General features: G+C 50.8%; 18 protein-coding genes and 1 pseudogene. 8 read left to right on the forward strand and 11 right to left on the reverse strand.

The genetic code is table 11. From position 1 onward, the window contains the following. Positions 1–21: 21 nt before the first annotated feature. From GKC03_03165 to GKC03_03175, 3 genes are read left to right on the forward strand one after another with little or no spacing between them, the layout of a single operon-like run. Positions 22–1,143 (forward strand): exonuclease SbcCD subunit D, encoded by a 1,122-nt coding sequence (locus GKC03_03165; GenBank protein ID NYT11538.1) that lies wholly within the window; start codon positions 22–24, stop codon positions 1,141–1,143. After that, positions 1,110–3,548, forward strand: a complete 2,439-nt coding sequence (locus GKC03_03170; GenBank protein NYT11539.1) for an SMC family ATPase — start codon at positions 1,110–1,112, stop codon at positions 3,546–3,548. The genes GKC03_03165 and GKC03_03170 overlap by 34 nt, the downstream gene beginning before the upstream one ends. Continuing rightward, a complete protein-coding gene (locus tag GKC03_03175; GenBank protein ID NYT11540.1) occupies positions 3,545–4,213 on the forward strand; it encodes a hypothetical protein in 669 nt (222 codons plus the stop codon). Before GKC03_03170 ends, GKC03_03175 begins: the two co-directional genes overlap by 4 nt. Positions 4,214–4,255: 42 nt before the next feature. Here GKC03_03175 and GKC03_03180 read toward each other — a convergent pair whose 3' ends face one another. The 4 genes from GKC03_03180 to GKC03_03195 all read right to left on the reverse strand — a co-directional run bounded on the left by GKC03_03180 (position 4,256) and on the right by GKC03_03195 (position 8,905). Beyond that, a complete protein-coding gene (locus tag GKC03_03180) occupies positions 4,256–5,260 on the reverse strand; it encodes an AAA family ATPase (protein NYT11541.1) in 1,005 nt (334 codons plus the stop codon). Further along, positions 5,257–7,356 carry a CoA-binding protein gene (locus GKC03_03185; GenBank protein NYT11542.1) on the reverse strand — a complete coding sequence of 700 codons (2,100 nt, stop codon included), beginning with the start codon at positions 7,354–7,356 and terminating at the stop codon, positions 5,257–5,259. The genes GKC03_03180 and GKC03_03185 overlap by 4 nt, the downstream gene beginning before the upstream one ends. Before the next feature lie 80 nt (positions 7,357–7,436). Further along, a complete protein-coding gene (locus GKC03_03190; GenBank protein ID NYT11543.1) occupies positions 7,437–8,327 on the reverse strand; it encodes a DUF72 domain-containing protein in 891 nt (296 codons plus the stop codon). Positions 8,328–8,371: 44 nt separating this feature from the next. Beyond that, positions 8,372–8,905 (reverse strand): NTPase, encoded by a 534-nt coding sequence (locus GKC03_03195; GenBank protein NYT11544.1) that lies wholly within the window; start codon positions 8,903–8,905, stop codon positions 8,372–8,374. A 351-nt stretch (positions 8,906–9,256) separates the two neighbouring features. Here GKC03_03195 and GKC03_03200 point away from each other — a divergent pair, with 351 nt between their 5' ends. Next, positions 9,257–9,544, forward strand: a complete 288-nt coding sequence (locus tag GKC03_03200; GenBank protein ID NYT11545.1) for a hypothetical protein — start codon at positions 9,257–9,259, stop codon at positions 9,542–9,544. Here the strand turns inward: GKC03_03200 and GKC03_03205 are convergent. The 5 genes from GKC03_03205 to GKC03_03225 all read right to left on the reverse strand — a co-directional run bounded on the left by GKC03_03205 (position 9,541) and on the right by GKC03_03225 (position 14,923). Beyond that, entirely contained in the window at positions 9,541–10,503 is a 963-nt protein-coding gene (locus GKC03_03205) for an HD domain-containing protein (protein NYT11546.1), read from the reverse strand. The genes GKC03_03200 and GKC03_03205 overlap by 4 nt on opposite strands. Before the next feature lie 65 nt (positions 10,504–10,568). Continuing rightward, entirely contained in the window at positions 10,569–11,258 is a 690-nt protein-coding gene (locus GKC03_03210; GenBank protein NYT11547.1) for a M48 family metallopeptidase, read from the reverse strand. Positions 11,259–11,260: 2 nt separating this feature from the next. Then, positions 11,261–11,938 carry a DUF429 domain-containing protein gene (locus GKC03_03215; GenBank protein ID NYT11548.1) on the reverse strand — a complete coding sequence of 226 codons (678 nt, stop codon included), beginning with the start codon at positions 11,936–11,938 and terminating at the stop codon, positions 11,261–11,263. Between the two features lie 82 nt (positions 11,939–12,020). After that, a complete protein-coding gene (locus tag GKC03_03220) occupies positions 12,021–14,264 on the reverse strand; it encodes an amino acid permease (GenBank protein ID NYT11549.1) in 2,244 nt (747 codons plus the stop codon). A gap of 251 nt (positions 14,265–14,515) precedes the next feature. After that, positions 14,516–14,923, reverse strand: a complete 408-nt coding sequence (locus GKC03_03225) for a hypothetical protein (protein NYT11550.1) — start codon at positions 14,921–14,923, stop codon at positions 14,516–14,518. 119 nt (positions 14,924–15,042) lie between these two features. On the opposite strand from GKC03_03225, the pseudogene GKC03_03230 reads away from it, so the two are divergent. After that, a pseudogene (locus GKC03_03230) lies at positions 15,043–15,501 on the forward strand (hypothetical protein). A 13-nt stretch (positions 15,502–15,514) separates the two neighbouring features. On the opposite strand, the gene GKC03_03235 reads toward GKC03_03230, so the two are convergent. Then, the gene (locus GKC03_03235) at positions 15,515–16,375 is read right to left on the reverse strand and encodes a DUF2099 family protein (protein ID NYT11551.1); all 861 of its coding nucleotides are present in this window, start codon (positions 16,373–16,375) and stop codon (positions 15,515–15,517) included. Continuing rightward, entirely contained in the window at positions 16,368–16,766 is a 399-nt protein-coding gene (locus GKC03_03240; GenBank protein ID NYT11552.1) for a GNAT family N-acetyltransferase, read from the reverse strand. Before GKC03_03240 ends, GKC03_03235 begins: the two co-directional genes overlap by 8 nt. 189 nt (positions 16,767–16,955) lie before the next feature. Here GKC03_03240 and GKC03_03245 point away from each other — a divergent pair, with 189 nt between their 5' ends. The 3 genes from GKC03_03245 to GKC03_03255 all read left to right on the forward strand — a co-directional run bounded on the left by GKC03_03245 (position 16,956) and on the right by GKC03_03255 (position 20,815). Then, positions 16,956–17,276, forward strand: a complete 321-nt coding sequence (locus GKC03_03245; GenBank protein ID NYT11553.1) for an iron-sulfur cluster assembly accessory protein — start codon at positions 16,956–16,958, stop codon at positions 17,274–17,276. Positions 17,277–17,498: 222 nt separating this feature from the next. After that, the gene (locus GKC03_03250; protein NYT11554.1) at positions 17,499–19,070 is read left to right on the forward strand and encodes a DEAD/DEAH box helicase family protein; all 1,572 of its coding nucleotides are present in this window, start codon (positions 17,499–17,501) and stop codon (positions 19,068–19,070) included. A gap of 161 nt (positions 19,071–19,231) precedes the next feature. Beyond that, positions 19,232–20,815, forward strand: coding sequence for a B12-binding domain-containing radical SAM protein (locus GKC03_03255; GenBank protein NYT11555.1), 1,584 nt, complete (start codon positions 19,232–19,234; stop codon positions 20,813–20,815). Positions 20,816–20,854 lie beyond the last annotated feature (39 nt).

Raw genomic sequence — 20,854 nt, forward strand, 5'->3', positions numbered from 1 at the left:
TAAGAAAGAGAGGGGTGAATTTTGAGGATAGTCCACGTCTCGGACACACATCTGGGTTACGCAGCGTATAGAAAGGTTGACGAGGAGACAGGACTCAACCAAAGGGAGGTCGACGTATACGACGCCTTCAAGCAATTCGTCGACAAGGTGTTGGAACTGAAGCCCGACGCGGTCCTGCATAGTGGCGACCTCTTCGATTCGGTCAGACCTACTAACAGGGCTCTCACCTTCACACTTGACCAGCTGATAAGGCTGACGGAAGCGGGGATACCCGTGGTGGTTATTGCGGGGAACCACTCAACGCCAAGACTCCGGGAAACCGGATCGGTAATGAGGATTTTCGACCACATCAGGGATGTCCACCCAGTCTACTGTGGACGATTGGAACACATCGAAATTGGAGATATGATCATACATGCAATGCCTCATACAGAGGGGGACAACCTTCACCATCAGCTTCAGCTGTTGAAACCCTCGAGGCAGAGGAAATACGACGTGGCCATGTTGCATGGGGGCATAGTTGGCCTAGGGGTCTTCAAGATGGATGAGTTCAACGAACAGCTTATCAACAGCTCATATCTCAGACCCGATTTCGATTACATAGCGTTGGGGCATTTTCACGAATACAGTGTGGTAATGGACAATGCCTGTTACTCTGGATCCACCGAACGATTCTCCTTCTCCGAGGCAAGACAGAAGAAAGGTTTTCTAGAGGTTGACTTGGAGAAGAGAAGCAGGATATTCCATGAGCTCCAGACTCGGCCCATGCTCGACCTTGGCCCCCTGGACGCCAACAAGATGGACCATTCCTCCCTCCAGAAGGAGATAGTCGATCTATTGGAGAGCAGGGAACTCCAAGGAAAGATAGTGAGGTTGGTGGTAAGGAACATCCCATCAAGCAGCTACAGGGCACTCGACTTCCACCACATCGAACAACTCAGCTCTGGTGCAATGCACTTCGAACGGAGATTCGAGATGAAACAGGATGGGATCTCGGTTCAGTGGACCAGCTCTAAGATCGATTCCTTGGAGCACGAGTTCGTCACTTTCCTTGAACACTATCCCATTGAGAACGTGGATAAGAATTCTCTTCAGGAAAAAGGCTTACAATATCTCAAGAGGGGGGTGGAAGGATCAGACTGAGATACCTGGAACTTCACAATTATCGCAAATTCCGACATGCGGCAGTGGAGTTTCCAGATGGCGTCATTGGCATCATCGGCCCCAATGGTGTGGGAAAGAGCACCCTAATTGAGGCCATCTCATGGGCTCTCTACGGCAACGACGCCCAGAGGACCAGCAAGGAAGAGGTCCGCTGGACCGGAGCTTCTCCAGGGGACGAGTGCTCCGTCATTTTAGAGTTCGAGATGGATGGTGACCACTATCGGGTGTATCGGGAGATGCGAGGTAAGGACCTGAAGATGAAAGTCACCCTGGATATCAACAACCAACTCCATGCGGACGGTGACAGGGCAGTCACACAGGTCCTCGCGGAAAGATTGGGTATGGACTACAAGGCATTCTTCATCTCGGTGTTCGCCAGGCAGAAGGATCTCGATGCCCTGTCCATCCTCCCGCCTGGAGAGAGAAGACAGCTCATCCTGAGGATGCTGGATATCGATGTCCTAGATAGGATCATCAGCTCGATAAGAGCCGACAGATCAGGACTGGAAAGTCAGGTCAGGGCCTATTCAGAATTGCTGTTGGATGGGGAAGGGAAGGACAGATCGCAGACGATGATGACGGAAATCGAAGAGATCGATCGAGTTGTTGTTGTTCACAGAAATGAGCTGGTATCGGTACAGGCTGAGAGAGAGCAGGTGGATAAGCAGATCGCAGAGTTGAAGGAGATGAGGGACGGATTGGCGTCCATCGAAAGCGATTTCCACAGGATACAAAGGGAACTTGCCGGCAAGAAGAGCTATCTACAGGGTCTCGAGGAACAAAAAAAGTCCATGCTCGCGGAGAGGATATCCCTGGAAACCCTCAATGGAGAGTTGGAAGACCTGGGCAAGAAGAGTGAACTGCTTGAGAGGAGTATCAAAGAAAAGGAAACGATGGAGGGAGCCCGCACCTCGTACCATGAAATAGTGTCGATAAAGCACAGGTTGGAATCCCTCAGGGAACAGATCTCAACTGTCAAGGAGAAGATGGTCCGCAGTCAGGAAATGATCGCCAGTATCGGTAATCCCGAGGTAAGCATTCCAAAGGTGAATGGGTCTCAGAAGGAAGCAGAGGATTCTATTTCCAGGATTAAGGGAAAGATCAGCGAGCTGAGTGCCGAAGCGAGAGGTAAGGCAAGGGAGAGGGATGAGATCAGGGCCAAGAGGGATGACATCAATAGATTGGGTCCTGAGAGCAGCTGTCCTACCTGTGAAAGGAAGCTTGAGGATCAACACCAGTTCCTCCTAGATAAGATGGCCATTGAGATCGAGAAGTTCGAGGAGAGAGTATCTGACCTCGCAGAGGAGAAATCGAGACTTGAAATCGATCTGGAGAAGGAGAAAAAAAGGAAGGATGTGCTGGAGAGCCGCCTCGAAAATCTAAGAGCCTCACAACTCGAACTGACCAAAGTACGGGAAGCGCTGAGGGGATACGATAGCAAGATGACCGAGCTGAACGATGAGGTCTCCCGCCTGGTATCCAGACTTGAAGAAATAGGTGAGGTCACTTTTAACGAAAAGACCTATGAAGATATCAAGGGACAGATCGATGAATTGAGAGGTCCTGCCAGGAGATATGGGGAGATACGAGTCAGGCTCGAGCGGCTCCCACGACTTTCAGAGGAGATCGTTGGTTTGGATCAAACGATTGGAGACCAGAAGAGCCATATGGAGAATCTCGCGATCGAACTGGAATCCATAGGTTATGATGAGGAGAAACTTGCATCATTGAGGGAAATGTACGAGAACTTGTTGTCTTCAAAGGATAAGCTAGGTGCTCGAATATCCGAACTCAAGGGGGAGATCAGGGTGCTCGACGGAAAGAAGGAGAGCCTGAAATCCGATTTGAAGATGATGAAAGAGAAGGTTCGGCTCAAGAAGGAGTACGAGTCAAAGATCTCCACGATGACGACGCTGGCGAATCTTATGGTGGACTTCAAGTCAAATCTCATTTCCAGGATAGTCCCCACCCTATCGGAGATCTCGTCGTCCCTGTTCAATGAGATGACCGAGTCCAAGTATGGGGGAATGGAGATCGACAAGGATTACAATGTCTTCATTTTCGACGGGGGCGAGAAGTTCAGACTGGAGCGCTACTCTGGTGGAGAAGGCGATCTTGCCAATCTCTGCTTGAGACTGGCCATTTCAAGGGCGATAGCGGACAGGTCTGGAAGCAGCGTGGATTTCCTCATACTCGATGAGATATTCGGATCGCAGGATCAGACCAGGAAGAGGAACATATTGTCCACCTTGAACCGGTTGTCTAACAAGTTCAAGCAGATCGTTCTAATTACTCACATAGACGACGTGAAGGAATTTATGGGCAACGTCATCTATGTCAAGGAGGGGGAGGACGGCTCGAGCGGTCTGGTACTTGAAACATGATAGAGATCTTCGTTGATAGAAGAGAGAGTGGCTTTCTTACCTACATCGGTGACCTCGGCGAGGTCAGGGTTGTCCAGCTTGAGATCGGGGATTATATCATTAAAACCGGTGCGACAGCCACAGCCATCGAGAGGAAGACTCTCGGGGACTTCATTTCGTCCTTTAGGAACGGCAGGTTATGGGAGCAATTGGTTGCACTCTCCAAGATGAAGGAATACGAAGGATCTGAAGTGGTCAGACGAATGCTGGTTATCGAAAGATCCCAGGGAGACGATGAGATTCTTGATGAGAAGGGTTGGGCCAGCGTGATTGGGGCTCAGATGGAGTGCATATACACCTATCATATTCCTATTGTCCAAGTGCGGGGGGACCAGGGTATGGGCTCATTCCTGAGAGTTCTGGTCAGAAGGGAAAGGGAAGGTCTCAATGATAGGGTTCCACCGGCGAGGTGGTTCAAACCGAGGACATCGTCCGAACTCCCCGTGAAGGATCAAAGGGTTTTGCTGCTATCTATGATCCCCGGGGTGGGTGACAAACTCGCCTACAGCCTTCTTGAACGATTCGATTCCATCGAAAATCTGAGCCGAGCTAGCGTCAAGGACCTTCAAAGTGTATCAGGTATAGGAGAGAAAAAGGCAAAGGGCATCTTTAGGTTCCTACACTGAATCCTCGGATACCCAGATATCAGGAAGGGGAGTATCAATGGTTCACACTTCGCCCCAGAGCTCATCCAGATTGATGTTGTTCTTGACGGTTTCACTGATCAACTTGATCTTGGCTTCGTCCTCCGGATCTATCCTGGCGATGAGGTGTTCCACCATCTCTGCCGCGGTCAGGGTATCGTACCTGACAAGTAAAATGGGGACGCCTTTCTCATAAGCCTTGGATACGACTGTCTTCACTGGATACAGACCGCCCGTGAGTATGAGACAGGAGGTGTCGGTGGAAAGGGCGGCCATTTGTATGTCGGATCTATCTCCACCAGTGATGAGGGCCTTTCTTCCGACCCTCCTCATGTACTTGATTGCGCTCTCTGGCGTCATAGCTCCAACCATGACGTCCTCCACAGGTCTGTCCAGGTTCTCGTCCCCGACCACGACCTCGGCTCCCAATGACTCTACTACCTCCTTGACACGGAACCGCTTGAGCTCATTGATTGAAGGTATGGATCCCAGCACGTTGATCCCTTTCTCTTCGAGGAAGACCTCGACCGCTGGATCGTCTGCCATGTTGAGGATTGCACCCTTGAAATCGATGTTGTAGTCCCCTAATAGGTGCTTCATCACGGCTATCTTATCCAGTGCTCCCGGGCTTGAGTCCCCGACAAGAACCATGTCAGCGCCTATCGCCTGGGCGATGGCAGGACCCGATACATCATGGATATACCCAGTGGTGATATCCCTGGTACCCTCCACGATCATGGTATCGCAGCCCTCTCTCAACTTATCCCAGCATTCCAGCATCGTGTTCATGCTCACCGGCCTGAAGACATCATAGGAACACGGTGAGATTATCTCCTCCTCAGCCTCTAGATTCAGGACCTTCTTCATGAGGTACGCATCCTGATCTAGGATGCGGTTCTTGGCGTAAACTATCGTCTCCTTGAACGGTTTGAAGTAACCCACCTTCCCAGGTGCATTCTTCGCAAGTCCAAGTGACAGTATCGTCTTCCCAGATCTTTCAGAAACTGATCCGATAAATAAAGATCTCACTTACTCTCCCTCCTTATAGTTACCAGCGCGTCCACCGCACTCGCCCCTTCGCCCTCGTCTCCTACGATTACGGGGTTGATCTCGAATTCTGAGATCTCCGGGAAGTCCACGGAGATCTGCGCTACCTTGAAAATAATATCCTTTAGTGTTTTAATATCGGCTGGCTTCCTTCCCCTGGCTCCGGACAGTATGGGGAAGGCCTTGATGGAGCTTATCATGGTATTGACATCGCTCTTGGTCAGGGGTGCGATGCGCTGTGATACATCCTTCATTATCTCCACAAAGATACCTCCTAGACCGAAGGTGAGAACCGGGCCGAATTGATCATCGCGAACCATGCCCACGATCACCTCCCTTCCCGAGAGCATCTGCTGGATGGAAACCCCATCTATCCTAGCTTGGGGCATCCTCTCCTTGCTACGTCGGGTGATTATGTTGAAGTTGACCATTACCTCCTCAGCATTTTCCACCCCGACCGCTACGCCTCCTACATCGGTCTTGTGAAAGATATCGGGTGATGCGATCTTCATGACCACGGGGTAACCGATCCTATCGGCGATCTCTGCAGCCTCCTCAGCGGTGTTGGCAATTGCCTCAATAGGAACTGGCACACCATATGCCTTGAGAATTTCCTTGCCCTCGTCCTCCCTTAATGTCAGGCGATCTTCGGATTTTACGATGTCAAGAATCTCCTTCACCCTCTCTTGGTCACCATCAACAACGACCGGCTCCATGTCACCCTTGGAATCCCTCATATTCCTGTAATTGACCATTGCACTGAGTGCCTTCATGGCCCGGTCCGGTGATTCATAGTTAGGTACTCCAGCCTCCCTGAGGAGCTCGATCCCCTCCTCACAGTCCTTACCACCCACGAAGGTCGCAACCAACGGTATGTTCACCTTACCCCCGAAGCCGGCAACGATCTTCGCTACCGACATGATATCGACAGTGTCAGTGGGCGCAAGGATCACCAGAACCATCGATACGTTTGGATCATCCATGACCGTATTGATGGCGAACTGGTACCGTTCGGCAGGAGCGTCTCCAAGCACATCGACCGGGTTGTAGAGGTTCGCTTCGGCGGGAAGGTATTCCTTCAGCTTCTCTATGGTCTCGCCGTCGAACGATGCAAGGTTCAATCCAAAGTCTGAAGTTGCATCGGCCGCCATTACTCCTAGACCGCCGGCATTGGTGACTATGGCCACCCCATCACCCTCTGGAAGCGGCATAAGGCCGAAGATCAGAAGCAGATCGAAAAACTCGTCGATTGTGTGAGCCCTCACCACACCCGTCTGGTATAGTGCCGCTTCGTAGACGGCGTCGCTCCCGGAGAGAGCTCCAGTGTGGGAAGAAGCTGCCTTCGCACCCGAGCTCGTCCTTCCTGCCTTAAGGGCTAGGATAGGTTTGAGACGTGTCGCTTCGCTGGCCTGGTGCAGGAATTGCTCTCCTCTGTTCGTGCCTTCAATGTACATGCCTATGGCAGCGGTCTGATCGTCTTCCCTCAAGTATTCCAGAAGATCAGCTTCGTCTATGTCTACCTTATTACCGACGCTTATGAACTTGGAGAAACCCACATTGGTCCTTGTCGCCCAATCAAGAATCGATGTGCATATGGCGCCTGATTGAGAGGTTATCGCTATCCTTCCCTTCTTTGGATAATTACGGGTGAAGGTAGCGTTCATGTTGTGATGCCTGTTGATGAGTCCAAGACAGTTAGGACCAAGTATCCTCATGTTGTACTTCTTGGCTAGATTGCCTACCCTTCTCTCCAATTCCGCGCCCTCAAGACCAATCTCCTTGAAGCCAGCAGTGATAATGATTGCTGACTTGACACCTTTCTCTCCCGCCTCCTCAATGACAGCAGGCACGATGCGGTTCGGGACCACGACCACGATGAGTTCCACCTTCTCAGGTATTTCCATCAGAGAATGGTAGCACTTCATCCCGAGTATCTCGTCAGCCTTTGGATTCACAGGGTATAGACTCCCCTCGAAACCTGATGAGATTAGATTCCTCAGAATAATATTGCCCAATTTATCCCTCTCTCGAGCAGCCCCGATAACTGCGATGGATTCGGGTTCGAATAGAGCCTTCATATTCTCAACGAGCCTTCGATTGCTTACTTGTATTTTTAGATTGTCGTGATAATCCGTAACAAACTCCGACAATATGTTCGTTATTCGTAGCTTCCCAGCTTCATCTGGTCTTGCAACCTGATTTCCTTCTCCTTATGGGGGATTGACAACATGTCCATCATCTGGATAGCGTTCTTAACCGCCTTTGCCCTTCCGTGGTTATTGAAGTACAATCTAACATTCTTAGTTTTTTCTCCAACTTCGTTGATTATCGGTACCCACCTCTTTAGATGGTCGATCGAATAGAGATAATCATACCTATTGATCCTATAGTCATCCTCGTCCTCACCCTTGTACCAAATATCGTAGTTGCGACCGTGGAACCGTATGTATGAGTGATCCGCAGTCTGGGCCCTTGTTATAGGTGAGCCAGGACCATCTATCATCACGTTAGCCACTCCATGCTCCTGAAGAGCATTTCTTGCCTCTTCCACGATCTCTTTCTTCTCTTCATCTAACCAGCTCCTATGTCTGAATTCCACTGCATAGGGAAAACGATCACACGAGACTGATTCGAGTAATTCAGAGAGCGTGTTCAGGGATCCTTCCTCGTTACGGAAATAAGGAGAGAGCTGGATCAATGCACAGCCCATGTTTCCATTTTCGGCAAGCGGTTCAATGCAGATCCGCTCAAAGGATTTGGCCTGGTTGGCGGCGGTCTCGTGATTCCCCTTGACCATACTTTCATGGGTGATGAGCTTGGGGAGCTTCAAAGAGTACTCGAAACCCTCCACCTTCGAGGCTTTCTTGATCCATGATCTGACCGTGAACTCATTAGGCACTCGGTAAAAGGTGCTGTTTATCTCCACCGTCCTGAAGTACTGCGCATAGTAGGCGAACCAATCGCCCTTATTCTTGGCCATATCTATGGGATAGAAGCGTCCCACCCAGTCGTCGTATGACCATCCACTGCTGCCTATCAGCACGACCACGATTTATCATTGACCCCGTGAGTATTAATATGCTCTTTGCAGACCTAAGCTTCAAGGAGTTCATTGATTATGATCTCGGGAAGGGCATTCCTGTTCCCTTCTGTAACTCGAACAACCACAACGTCTCCTCTCTCCTTGATCGAATCACAGAATGGTTCTTCGCCCTCCCGTATGGTGGCAAGCACGCGAGATGGTGAATCAAGGACGCGTATGACCTCCCTCTTGAATGCTTCGGAGAAGAGTTCCATTCTACCTATCTCATCGATGATCACGATCGCTCCCTCTTTCTTGGCCCTTCTGAGCGCATTTACGCCAATGGACTCCATATCATCGATGTTGACGGTATATTTTCCTACCCGAGGTCCGTGCTTCAGGTCCACATGGGCCAGTAGACCTTCCTCTCCCCGGAGTGAGAGCAAAAGAAATCCCTTCCTCCTGCCTCGCTCCCTCAGCTCCTTGGTGTAAAAACCGTCGGCTCTTTCGCCCAGTACATTGGAAACGGCCATTATTACGGTGGTCTTCCCCACTTTGGGTGGCCCCGTGAGAATGAGATTCTTTTTGCTAAGATCAAGGGACATGTCAGTTTGAAAGCGTTCCTAGTGGGATAAATCATTGACGGTAGGCAATCGAAAAGGTTATGAAAGGGTCTTGCTTAATATGATCGCCCCCGAGCAACGTGACGATGACCAGTGATTCGTTCATACCAAAGGGGGTGGACAGTGCATCGTTACAATGGGTCCCTGCAAGAACTGCGATGCGACATCGCGTAATGACTGGAGGACAACCCCGGTGCACAACACAAAAGTCCCGGCCAGGGTCAGTGTGGGGAGTGGGCGTTTGCCTGTCCGTGAACCAATCTGTTACGGCCGGGGCACACTCCCTTTTACCGAGTTTGTCCGAACTGATCGTGGAAAGATTGAAAGCATCTGATGAGTATCGGGCCGACGATGGTCAAGTATCTCAGGAAAGGGGTCTGCAATCTGTGTGGAGAGTGCTGTAAACCCAAGTTCCCCATTTCCGAAGAGGCAAAAGATTTCTACCTAATGAATGGTCTTCCCGAGGATGGGCAGTGCCAGTACCTTCGATTTGCAGGCGGAAAAGGCATTTGCAGCATGCATACCGGGAGGGCAGACCACTGCAGGAGATTTCCCTGGCATCCTGACCAGATAACACATCTTTCCAAGTGTTCCTATTCCTTCGAGATCATCGAGGACTAGCGAAGGAAGATGTGCTTCAGGTCCGAATCGTAAGCCCAGTCATCTTCAGTACGTGCTTCCTCCTTGACTCTAACGTACTGCTCCACCTTGGCATCCATCTTATCGGCATAGTGTATTAGCGCCGCCTCGGCGAACTGTGGTAGACGAGGCGAGCCGAACTCCAACCTGCCATGGCTGCTGAGGACTATGTGGACGAGCTTGAATCCCAGCGTGGGAGGGAAGTCCTCGATGCTATCAACGACCTGCTTGAGCTTCTCGGCACCTATGAAGATGTGGCCTAGAAGCATCCCCTCCTCGCTCATGTCGATGTTTGTTGTTATCCTGTACTCATCCATCTTGCCGATGTCGTGCAATATAGCCCCTGTCAGGAGGAGGTCTTTGTTCATCTTGGGCTTGAGGGAATGAACCATATCACATATCTCAACAACAGAGAGAGTGTGTTCCAGCAACCCCCCGATGCAGTTGGAGTGTTTCTGAATCGATGCTGGGGCCTCCCTGAATCTGACCACGAATTCCTCATTGGCGAAGAAGTGTCTTAGTATCTTTGAGAGGAACGGATCCTTGACCTGCCTGATGAAGGAATTAAGGCGGCTCATCATCTGATCCACGTCCCTCTCCGTAGTCGGAACAAAGTCCCGGATGTCGTATTCGGATCTTTCGACGAGCGTTATCCCATCATCCTCACCGACGGATATCTCAAGACAGTCTTTGTAGCTACCCACCCTGCCTTTGACTCTTACGACCCCTCCGACGTAAATGGGTTCATAGATCCTATCCACCAGACGTTCGTCGCTGGGTCCCCAGAACTTCAAGTTCATGTTGCCGGAACGATCACTCAACCGAACCTCGAACATGTATCCTTTTGAGTACTCACGAGGTGGCTTCTTGTACCTGATCGAGAAGACATCATCGACCTCGTCCCCCTCTTGGAGGTCCTTCAAGAACTGCCGCTTCCCCATCTCATAGCACCAACCAGAGTATGCCTCCGTGGATTGAAATGCTTATCGCAAATTCATCGAATAAATCAGGTTTTTTGAGAAGCCACTCTCCTGAGCCAGGACTCAGCTTCCTCCCAGAGTGGGAAGAGTCTCTCCTTCCTGCGGAACTCCCGTCCGTGCCGAGGCGAGAGAGTCTCACGCCCCATCTCAAGATGAACTAGCTCGTGATAAAGAACGTATTCAGGAACGAAGGATGGAAGCTCGAGAGAATCCAACGCTGATGAAATTGCAATTACCTTCATCAGAACGCTGCAGTACCCCACCCTTTTCCGGTTGGCACTCCTTGTCCAGGTTAGATGGACATCTTCCATGTCTTCAATCAACCCCTTATCCCTGAGACCATTCATCGCAGATTGCAGATCATGGTATCGTCCCTCCGGGCTCAAGGAGAGGTTTCTGCTCCTTTCCAGGTACAATGGTCGATTCATTTCGATGAATTCATCTGACTTCAACCAACACATGACGCTGTCGGTGTAAGCTACTCTCTCACCATTGACCATTCGCCTGAAAAGGGCGTCAGAGTAATCGGTGAGTACATCCTCTCCGCAGCCGGACATGTAGTCTGAGATTCTGAATGCCACTTTCCAACGGTTCCGATGCCAAGTACTCTTCAACTCCTTGAAGGGGAAGAAGTTGGCCTCGACGAAATCGTAGCCATGTCGCCTGCCCGTTCCTTTGAATATTTCCTGAATATCCTGATCATCCTTGCCTGCCATTTTCAGATCACCTGTCGTGGGAGGAGAATGAAACCATCTGTCGCATCTCCCAAGACCTCGGTCATCTTTCCCGCATAAATCCAATGCCCATACACGCAGAGTACACTGATTACCGCATCGATCTTATCACTCACTGATTTCAGTTCGGACGGAGTAGCTGCTTCGATCTCTTCATCGAGAGATTCAGGGATAGAAACGGGAAGCCATTTTCTTAATATTCTCATTATCTTCAGGGCTGCTTTACGTCTTTCGTCGGCCTTTCCCTTCTTGTATCGTGGAACACTACCTCCGGTGATCACATGCAATGCACCATATGGATACACCTCAATCATGACCTTGCACTCCCGATCGCCTCCGGGGAAGGAGTATCCCATCTTGCTCATCATATCAGCTAGGTCAACTCCCCTGCATCCTCCGAACTTCCTGGCGAGATAACCTTTACTGGCCGGAAGAACCCTTATGCTTCGGTCGAAAAGAGATCTTTCGCATTTTCGTAGGCCGCCCTCATTGTTGACTATAAGAGGAGCATCGATACCCACCCAGGCACATTTTCGTCCCTCCAATCTTGAGAGTATTTGGTGATCGTTGGTCACCAGGTCAATATCCGTCACCTTTCCGGCGGAGTCCATGACGCAGAAGGCAGTACTATTCTCCAGAGAATGATTTGTCTTCCAAGCCAAGTCAACCCCGATGAAGTCCACGTAACGACAAGTGAGGCAGGGAATATCATCTTAACTGATTATTTCTCCAGGGGGAAAAGTATCATCGACGTCGCTTTGGCTCCATATCGGTCCCGGCTACCCGTTTATAGACCAATACAGGGCACTTGGCTTCCTTCGCGATGCGGTCCTGTATGGGACCAAAGTCGAACTTCTCCCAGCGCTTGGCGGCGCTTGACCCGATTACCAGAAGGTCGTAGTCCATGGACTCCCCCACCACTCCTCCGACTATGGTCTCTGGCCGGATCTCCTTGGTAATCACAGGGACTCCGTGCGCCTCTACTATCTCTCTCAGCCGCTTGGAGTAGTTTCTTGCCTTATCCCGATAGCGCTCGTCCACTATAGTATTCAGAATGGTTATCCGAGAGCCTTCGGCCCGTGCAATCTCCGACGCTATCTCAGTGGCACTGGAAACATGCCATGTCGCTCCAGAAAGGACCAGGATGTTCTCGGGGGAGAACTTCTCCTCCGCTCTAAGCAAGATGACGTCGCAGGGCGTCTTATGAAGTATTTCGTCCATCTTACGGCCGAGAATTCTCTTCTGGGTGCGGGTATAGCCTTTCCACCCGATCACGATCATATTGGTATGCTCTTCCGAAGCGGTGTCAACGATCGCTCCCACAACATCGTGCGAAACCGAAACCATGGCCCTCGTGGTCACCCCTTTGATCTCCGCGTGGATCTTGAGCTTCTCAAGCATCTTCTTCTTGTCATCGAGTAGTTTGGGATCCGCGTTGCTCAGAGGGACGTTATTAGGCACCTCCAATACTGTGGTCAAGAGCAATTCTCCGTCCCTTTCCTTTGCGAGCATGCATCCAAGATCTACAAGGGCTAGGCTCTTGGGGTCGTCGATAGGGAGTAACACCCTGTATTGCTTCCTTGTTTCCGCAGTCATGGGGGCACGGACAGGGATTACGATCTTCTCGATCTCCTCCTTACCCTTGATGAAGTAATGTATGAGCAATCCCACATAAATAACCGCCAAGGCCACATACCATGCAATTGGCTCGACCTCCAGGATCGCTATGGAGATTCCGATCTTTGCCGCGATTGCGATGAGCGGTATCCAAGGGAACAGCGGGACCAGGAAATGCCTGGGGGCATCGGGCTTCTTCTTTCTCAGCGAGAGTAATGATATATTGACAAGTATGAACAGGAGAAGGATGAGGATATCTGCCGCACTGGCAACCTGCTCTATCGGTAGGAAGACTGATATTCCAATGATGATGACGCCGCTCAGTATGATAGCGGTGGCAGGCGTCTGGTTCTTAGGATGCAATTTCCCGAAGATAGCGGGAAGGTTGCCATCCCGGCCCATGGCGAATGAGACACGGGATGAGGAGAATATGACGGAGTTCACCGCAGCTATCGACCCTATTACAGTTCCGATCGCTATCAGCGCCGAGCCCAAAATAGGCACGACATTCTCGGATGTACGGGCCAGAGCCTCCTCTCCCCAGGATGCGACGTTCTCCCAGCCAGAGGCACCGATTGTAACGAATGTTATCGTGATGAACAGAACGGTTGAGATTATCAGACACATGAACATGGCCCGAGGAATCGTTCTCTCGGGGTTCTTGGCCTCCTCACCAGTCTGGGCCACGATCTCGTATCCCTCGAATATCATGAAAGTGAATCCCATGGAGGAGGCGATACTCACTAGTCCAAAGGGCATGAAAGGCTCGTAGCTGCTCTCAGGGTTGGGCATTCCAAGTATCGCTGCAAGCGCGAAAGCGATATAGGTCACGACAATAACCACGAGAAGTATGGAGACGTATACTCCGGACTTGCCGGTTCCCTTCACCCCTCTATAGTTAAGGTAGCTGAACGCCAGTGCGATAATCACCGCGAATATCTTGACCACCATTTCAGAGGGTATCCCAAGGTCTATGTTGTAACGGTCGAATATCCAGAGCATTCCGGCTCCGAATCCTAGTACATAGACGCCGCAGGCGATGCAGTGACCAACCCATGACATCCAACCCCCTAAGAATCCAAAGGGAGGAAACAATCCCTCCTTCACCCAGAGATATCCTCCACCTGTTTCAGGGAAGGCGCTGCTGAGCTCGGCATAGGAAAAGGCGGTGAAAAGCGTCACTATGAAGTTGAGGGCGAGAGCTAGAAGTAGGGCAGGGCCGGCAATGCTTACACCAAACCCCACCAAGATGAAAATCGTAGACCCAATGTTGGGGCCCACTCCGATCATGAGAACCTCAAGTAGGCCCAAATCTCTCTTCAGAGAGACTTCGACCGTACTGGAGTGTTCACCGCCCTTTTCCTGAGTCATGCTTGAACTTGCGTTAATTCTGTCTATCGTTATAAGAGTTTCAGTCAAAGGATAAGCTGTTAATTCATTCTGAAGAATCATGCTGGCTTAAAAGAACGAAGTCGAGTGTGGAAGTAGAAGACAGCCTGCAGTTTGGTCCCAGAGGTGTCCCCGACATCAATGAATCGAATGAAACCGAAATTCGTAGGTCTCCTACAATTCCGATCCTGATCTCATTGTCTCAAGAAGAAAGGGAGTAGAATATTCTGCACTCAAGGATGAATGTTCATCGTATCGGATCTAGTGCAGGGAGCGGCATATGAGAAGGGGGCTTGATGTCGTCCGCTGGCTATCAGCTCGACAACAGAGCCATCGCCTCTAACCATCAAGGCACCAATTCCCTTCCTCCGAAACTCACGAATATGTCGAAGAACCAGTGCCTGTTTCTCCGACGGCATTGCAATATAACTCTTGACCGAGAACATAGTGTAGTTGCTTGCCTGTCTCAGAGCCCCTTTCCAATCCGAAAGCTTCATCTCTACTGCCACCTCGATCCTTCCTTCCCTAATTCCGACGACATCTGGAATGCGCCAGCATATCCTGTACTCGTTGATGGGGTGCAGACCCTCTTTGAGTATCCATTCATTGATGAATGGTCTGAGCTCCTCCTCCAGTTCCATTCTCGATCACCGTCATTGACTCCATGGTCATGATTTGGACCGTACTTCAATCAACTCATAGGAGGCGGCCGAAAGTTGCTTTTGATATCGAACCGGTATCAGATGGGGAAGGTGATCAGCTGAGAAGATTGCATCCAGACAAGCTAAAAGTGAGATTCTTGGCTCCCTGCAATTCAACAGGGCCGGAGACGCCAAGGAAGTACACCCTCACGCACTCAGATCTTTCAGGGGATCTCTTTCTGACAGTGGCGGCCGATCATGATCTCCAGCAAATATCTGGAATGTACACTCGTTTTATGAGGGACGAGGTGCTAGAAGAATGACACCTTCAAGGGAATAGAAGATTGGAAATTTCTCTGCATGTAAGCGGTGGCGTTGTCCTGGGAACAAAAACGTTCAGGGATAGGACATTCCGAAGGGAACTCCCCCTTGCCTTGGAGGCGATAAGGTATGGAGACAGGGTTTTCTTCGATGCACACCCCGAATTCGATGTTGCTAAAATAGTCGTGCATTTCCAATCCTCTTACCCAAGATATGATCCATGGGAGGAATGGGGCACACCTTCAGATTACACCTGATGCCGACATTGAACTAGAGCAACGGATCAGGTTGCCTATCTGGGTGCAGGTGAGGAAGTGATGCCCTGTGAATTACCAACCCTCCCTCGAATTTCATCGCCCTGTTGAGGACTAACCTCTTGCCCATGTCGGAGACGGCATACACGGGAATTGCCACCCCGATCTGGATCTTGGATTTGGGAGCCACAACCTCTCTTACCTGCTTGGAGGCGCAGGCCCAAACGATGTCGGCGTACTTCGCCAGCGTCTCTGCCTGGTCGAAATCGATGCCGGTCGTGTGAACGGCCATGATTATCGGCGGTTTTCCGGTTGCCTTGCCCATCTCCCAAAGCTGCTTGGCCTCGAAAGCCCTCAATCCAGTGATGGTTACCGCAATCTTCTCGAACCCCAATTCAATGGCCTTAGCATACCCTTTAACCTGGTCGATCTCGCATTCATTGCCCAGAAGGGTGCATTCTCGGTTCTCAAGGCCCTCCTGTATCTCCACAACCGGCTCCGTCATCATCAATCCGGTCATGTGGGCCCCCACCGCCTGCAGCACTTCACCATTTGTTACTATAATTGTTCCAGCACCTTCACACACCACCACGGCAGCATCCACTAGGGATTCGCTCATTCCATCCATAATCATCTCGGAAGCGCCGAAACTGACCGGGGTCTCATCAAGCTCCAAAACCCTGTCTGGACCATACATCCCAAGCTCCTGAATGTGCTCTCTGAGTACTCTCTCCACAGTCTCTCTCGACTCCTTGTCGCAGCCGTAAAGATCCTTTCGAAGGGGACAGCTTCTAATCTTAGGGTCTGAAAGAACCTTGATTTTTCCGTCCTTGACAAGAACCAGGGCTTTCGCCATCTCCAGTAAATGCTCAGGCATGCATATCACTCCAATATGAACCAAGGGTTTTTCTCATGAGGTAATTGTTACCTCTCTGGCATATGAAATTGTACCCAAGTTTTCTATAGAAATCAAATGCCCCAACGTTCGTTGTCTGCACCCATAGTTCAACCGAGTCCATACCTAAGAGGATGGCCAGAGCCTCGATACGTTGCATCATCCGCATACCGTACCCTTTCCGCTTCAGGCCCTTGGGAACTTGGATAGAGTTAATGAACAGGGAACACCCCCTTGGCTCCACGTTGAAATAGCCAGAGGTGATCCCGTCCACCTCCATGATCTCGGTGTTCGATTCAGGATCCTTGAGCATATCCAATAGAGTCTCGTCCTGCCATTTTACTCCCCAGGCGGACCAAATGACTGGAGCCATGTTCTCCCGGCTCATTCTAAGGATTTCGGGGATATCATCTTGTCTCATCCTGCGGAAAAGACAACACTTGGACACAAGGCAATAGAGGCCTGCCATAACTAAAAACCCTTCGTATCTTATTGAAGACATTTGGTTGATGGGAAGAATATAAATATGCTGAAATGTTGAATGGGCATTGGTGAGATAGCTATGGTGACCATCAGTGATGAGGCACTGAAGTTCATTAATGAACTTCTTGAGAAGAATGATAAGAAGGGTTACGGTATTCGCATTTATCTGGCCGGTATGGGCTGTTCCGGCCCCCAGTTCGGGATGGCCTTCCAGGACGCTGCGAAGGAGGGGGACATCGAGGAGAAGATGGACGGATTTTCATTCTACTTCGATGACGAGACCCACATGGCCCTGGATGGAGCATCTATCGACCTGGTCGACACGGCAAACGGTAGTGGTCTAATCATCCAGAATCCAAATGTCTCGGGATGCTCCTCTTGCGGCGGCAGCTGCCATTGAGCGTAACCATTTCCTTTTCAACTTATTCTGAAGTTGTAGTTCTATTGCTCTAACCCAGATTGATTTAATTACTTTGATTCTTCCAGCAATGCATCTCACATCTTGTGTTCAGAGATTTAGAACAATGTCTTTCCAGATCGAACTAAGTTCGATGCCCGATACCGGAGGGATTTTCGGTGACGGGGGAGAAACATTCATCTATGCTCCCAGTAATCCGAACAGGTGTTCGTCGAGCACCCCCTTATCCGTGATGAAGCGATCGAGGAGAGGGACTACCAGAGGAACCTGGCGAAAACGGCCCTCAAACACTCCACGCTTGTAGTACTCCCCACGGGCATGGGGAAGACCGTTGTGGCTCTCATGGTTATAGCCGAGGTCCTGCGGATTAAGGGGGGGAAAGTCCTATTTCTGGCACCGACCAAGCCCCTGGTGGAGCAGCACTCGTCGTTCCTCGAGAATAATCTTGTGGGAAAGGACATCCTTACCCTCACTGGTGAGGTCTCTCCCGAGGAGAGAGAGGTACTGTGGATTGAGAACGATGTCATTGTCTCCACGCCCCAGGTCGTCGCAAATGATCTTCGCCATGAGCGGGTGAGCCTGAGAGAAGTGAATCTGATCATCTTTGACGAGGCCCACAGGGGAGTGGGCTCGTACGCTTACGTCCAGGTAGCGGAGGAGTACAAGCCCTACGGGGGCTTGATCTTGGGCATGACCGCATCACCCGGATCAAGTAAGGAGAAGATCGATCAAGTTTGCAGGAATCTTGGAATCGAGAAGCTGGAGATCCGTTCTGAGAGTGATCCGGATGTGGCTCGCTACGTCCACGACGTGAACATCAATTGGGTCGAGGTCGATCTGCCAAAACTAATGATGGACATCCGAGAGGTGCTGGACTCAATGTATTCTGGCTATGTCAAAGAGCTTGTTGGCATGGGGCTGATGAGCAAGGGCAGACCTCCCTCGAAGAAGTATCTTCTGGAGATCAGCTCTTCCGTCCAAGCAAGGCTTCGATCCGGGGAAAAAAGAAGGCATCTCTACAGAGCCGTAAGCCTCGTCGCAATGGCCATCAAGGTGGGACATGCCATTGAGATGGTTGAGACCCAGGGGATGACAGCACTCAACGCCTACCTTGAGCGACTGGATCAGGAAGCATGCTCCAAAGAAGGATCGAAGGCCTCAAGGGAGATAGCCCGGTCAGAGGAGTTCAAGAAGGTAAGGAAGATCTCCTCCAATGCCAGAATAGAGCATCCTAAGCTCTCAAGAATCATGAGCATTGTCTCAAATCAAGTTCTGGCCAAGCCGGATTCCAGAGTTCTTGTATTCACCCATTACAGGGATACCTGTGATCTAGTTACAGGCAAGTTAGAGATGATAGAGGGGGCTAGGGTGGGTAAGCTAATAGGCCAGTCAGAGCACTCTGGAGACAAAGGACTGAAGCAGAAGGAACAGGTCGCCCTCCTTGAGCGATTCAGGACAGGTGAGCTCAATGTGGTGGTGGCAACCTCAGTAGGAGAGGAGGGTCTGGACGTCGCTTCGACCGACCTTGTGGTCTTCTACGAACCCGTCCCTTCAGAGATAAGGACTATCCAGAGGAGAGGAAGGACTGGAAGGAGTAGGGCGGGTAGAGTGGTGATACTCATCGCAAGGGGTACGAGGGACGAAGCATATTATTACAGCTCCATGAAGAAGGAGAAGGCTATGAAGAAACGCCTTTCCAGCCTTCAGAAGAAAACGGATGTCCATGGAACAAGTGATCAAGGGGCTGAAAGACAACGGACCCTTCAAGATTTCTGATGTCTTCTTTCAAATAGCTAGCCAGCGGTCTTTCGATTCGGCCTCTTCCAAGAGGAAATGATTTGTAAACCTCGGAGCCTATTATAATCCTGCTTGGGGGAGTAAGTTGAAATATCTAATCCTGGCAATGTTCAATTGTTGCCCGAACTAGGAGGAGTGCGATGGTACGCTTGGTGCTCACCTGTGATAGAACGCTAACCAGCAGTTTCAGGAATATACCAATGTTGGATTTCTTGGGCTGTGCGCCTTCGGAGAAGGTTCCGCATTTCCTCTACGGTGGGTTGGATACCCAACTACCATGCGAGAACGGAATACTGAAGATCGCTCCCTACTCCACGAGAAAGGTGGAGGCCTCGCTGATCAACGATGGGTTTGAGGGGCTCGTATTGGCACATCCAGACCAGACTGAGAGATTCATTGACGAGGGGACAAGGGTGGTTGGGATATCGGCCATGGATCCTATGGGTCTTGGTCCCGTGACCATGATGTTCACCGTCGGGGGATCATACACATCCTTTACCAAGCTGGCTTTCCTGAATCTAGTAAGGAAGCTTTCAAACCTCCGCGAACGGCGTTCCCTTGACTTCAAGATCGTCGTCGGAGGTCCGGGGGCATGGCAGGTGCTCACCTACGAGGACTGGCAATCCATGGGAATCGATCATGTGGTCATGGGAGAGATCGATCACAGGGCCATTGAGGTTATGGAGTCCATTGAACTAGGTGATGCCGAGGGCGTGGTCGCTGCGAACGGGTTCCCCAAGGCAGATGAACTCCAGCCAATACGGGGGGCTTCCTACGATGGTCTTGTGGAGACCATGAGAGGCTGTGGGAGGAACTGCCGATGGTGCGACCCCAGTAACCGCAGGGTAAGGGAGGTTCCCATTGAAACTCTGCTCACCGAGATCGCGGTGAACACCAAGAACGGGGTGGACCACATATCACTCCATAGCGAGGATTTTTTTCAGTATGGCCTGGAGGATAAGAAAGGGTTCACACCCAACACTGACAGGATAGTGGAGTTGTTGGAAACCGCAATGGCACAGCCAGGGGTGAGGGTAGCAAACCCTACGCACGGCAGCATCGCCCCGGTGGTCGCGGACCCATCGATGATAAGAAGATTGTCTATCGTGGGAGAAGCAGGCCCAGATCATTGGATGGGAATCCAGATGGGCCTTGAAACTGCTTCCAGTAGACTTCTGAGCAAGTACATGGGTAACAAATCCAAACCCTTCTCCCCAGAGGAGTGGCCTGAGGTCGTTATCAGGGGAACATGCATCCTCAATTCAAACTACTGGTTTCCGGCTTTTACCGCGATTGTCGGTCTTCCGGATGAAACGGAGGAGGACGCCCTGGAAACTGCCAGAATGGTGGTCACCATGGAGAAGATTTTGGAAGAACGTCTTGGAGAGAAATGCCATTTCTCTGTGACCCCCTTGGCGTACATTCCAATGGGCTCACTTAGGGGAGGGGAGCCTTTTGATATAACCAACTCCCTGAACGAGGGGCGCTTCCTGATGATCTATCACTCCTGGAAACACCTTGTTAAGGAGATTCCCAAGTTCACCAAGTCCGCAATGACGGGCAATCCATTCAACCGCCTGGTCTTCTCTCCCTTCACCCGGATCGGGTCCAGGATAATTCTGAATATTCTCCGCAGATGGGGCATAAGGCAGGGCTTCGATCCCGATCAGCCAATTGATCTTTTGGACATTGATATCAGATCCGATGACGTCCAAGGTCTTTGATGACATCATTTGTCTTCAACGATAAATACCTGCAAGGCG

The organism is Methanomassiliicoccales archaeon (assembly GCA_013415695.1).
GTDB lineage: Archaea > Thermoplasmatota > Thermoplasmata > Methanomassiliicoccales > JAAEEP01 > JAAEEP01.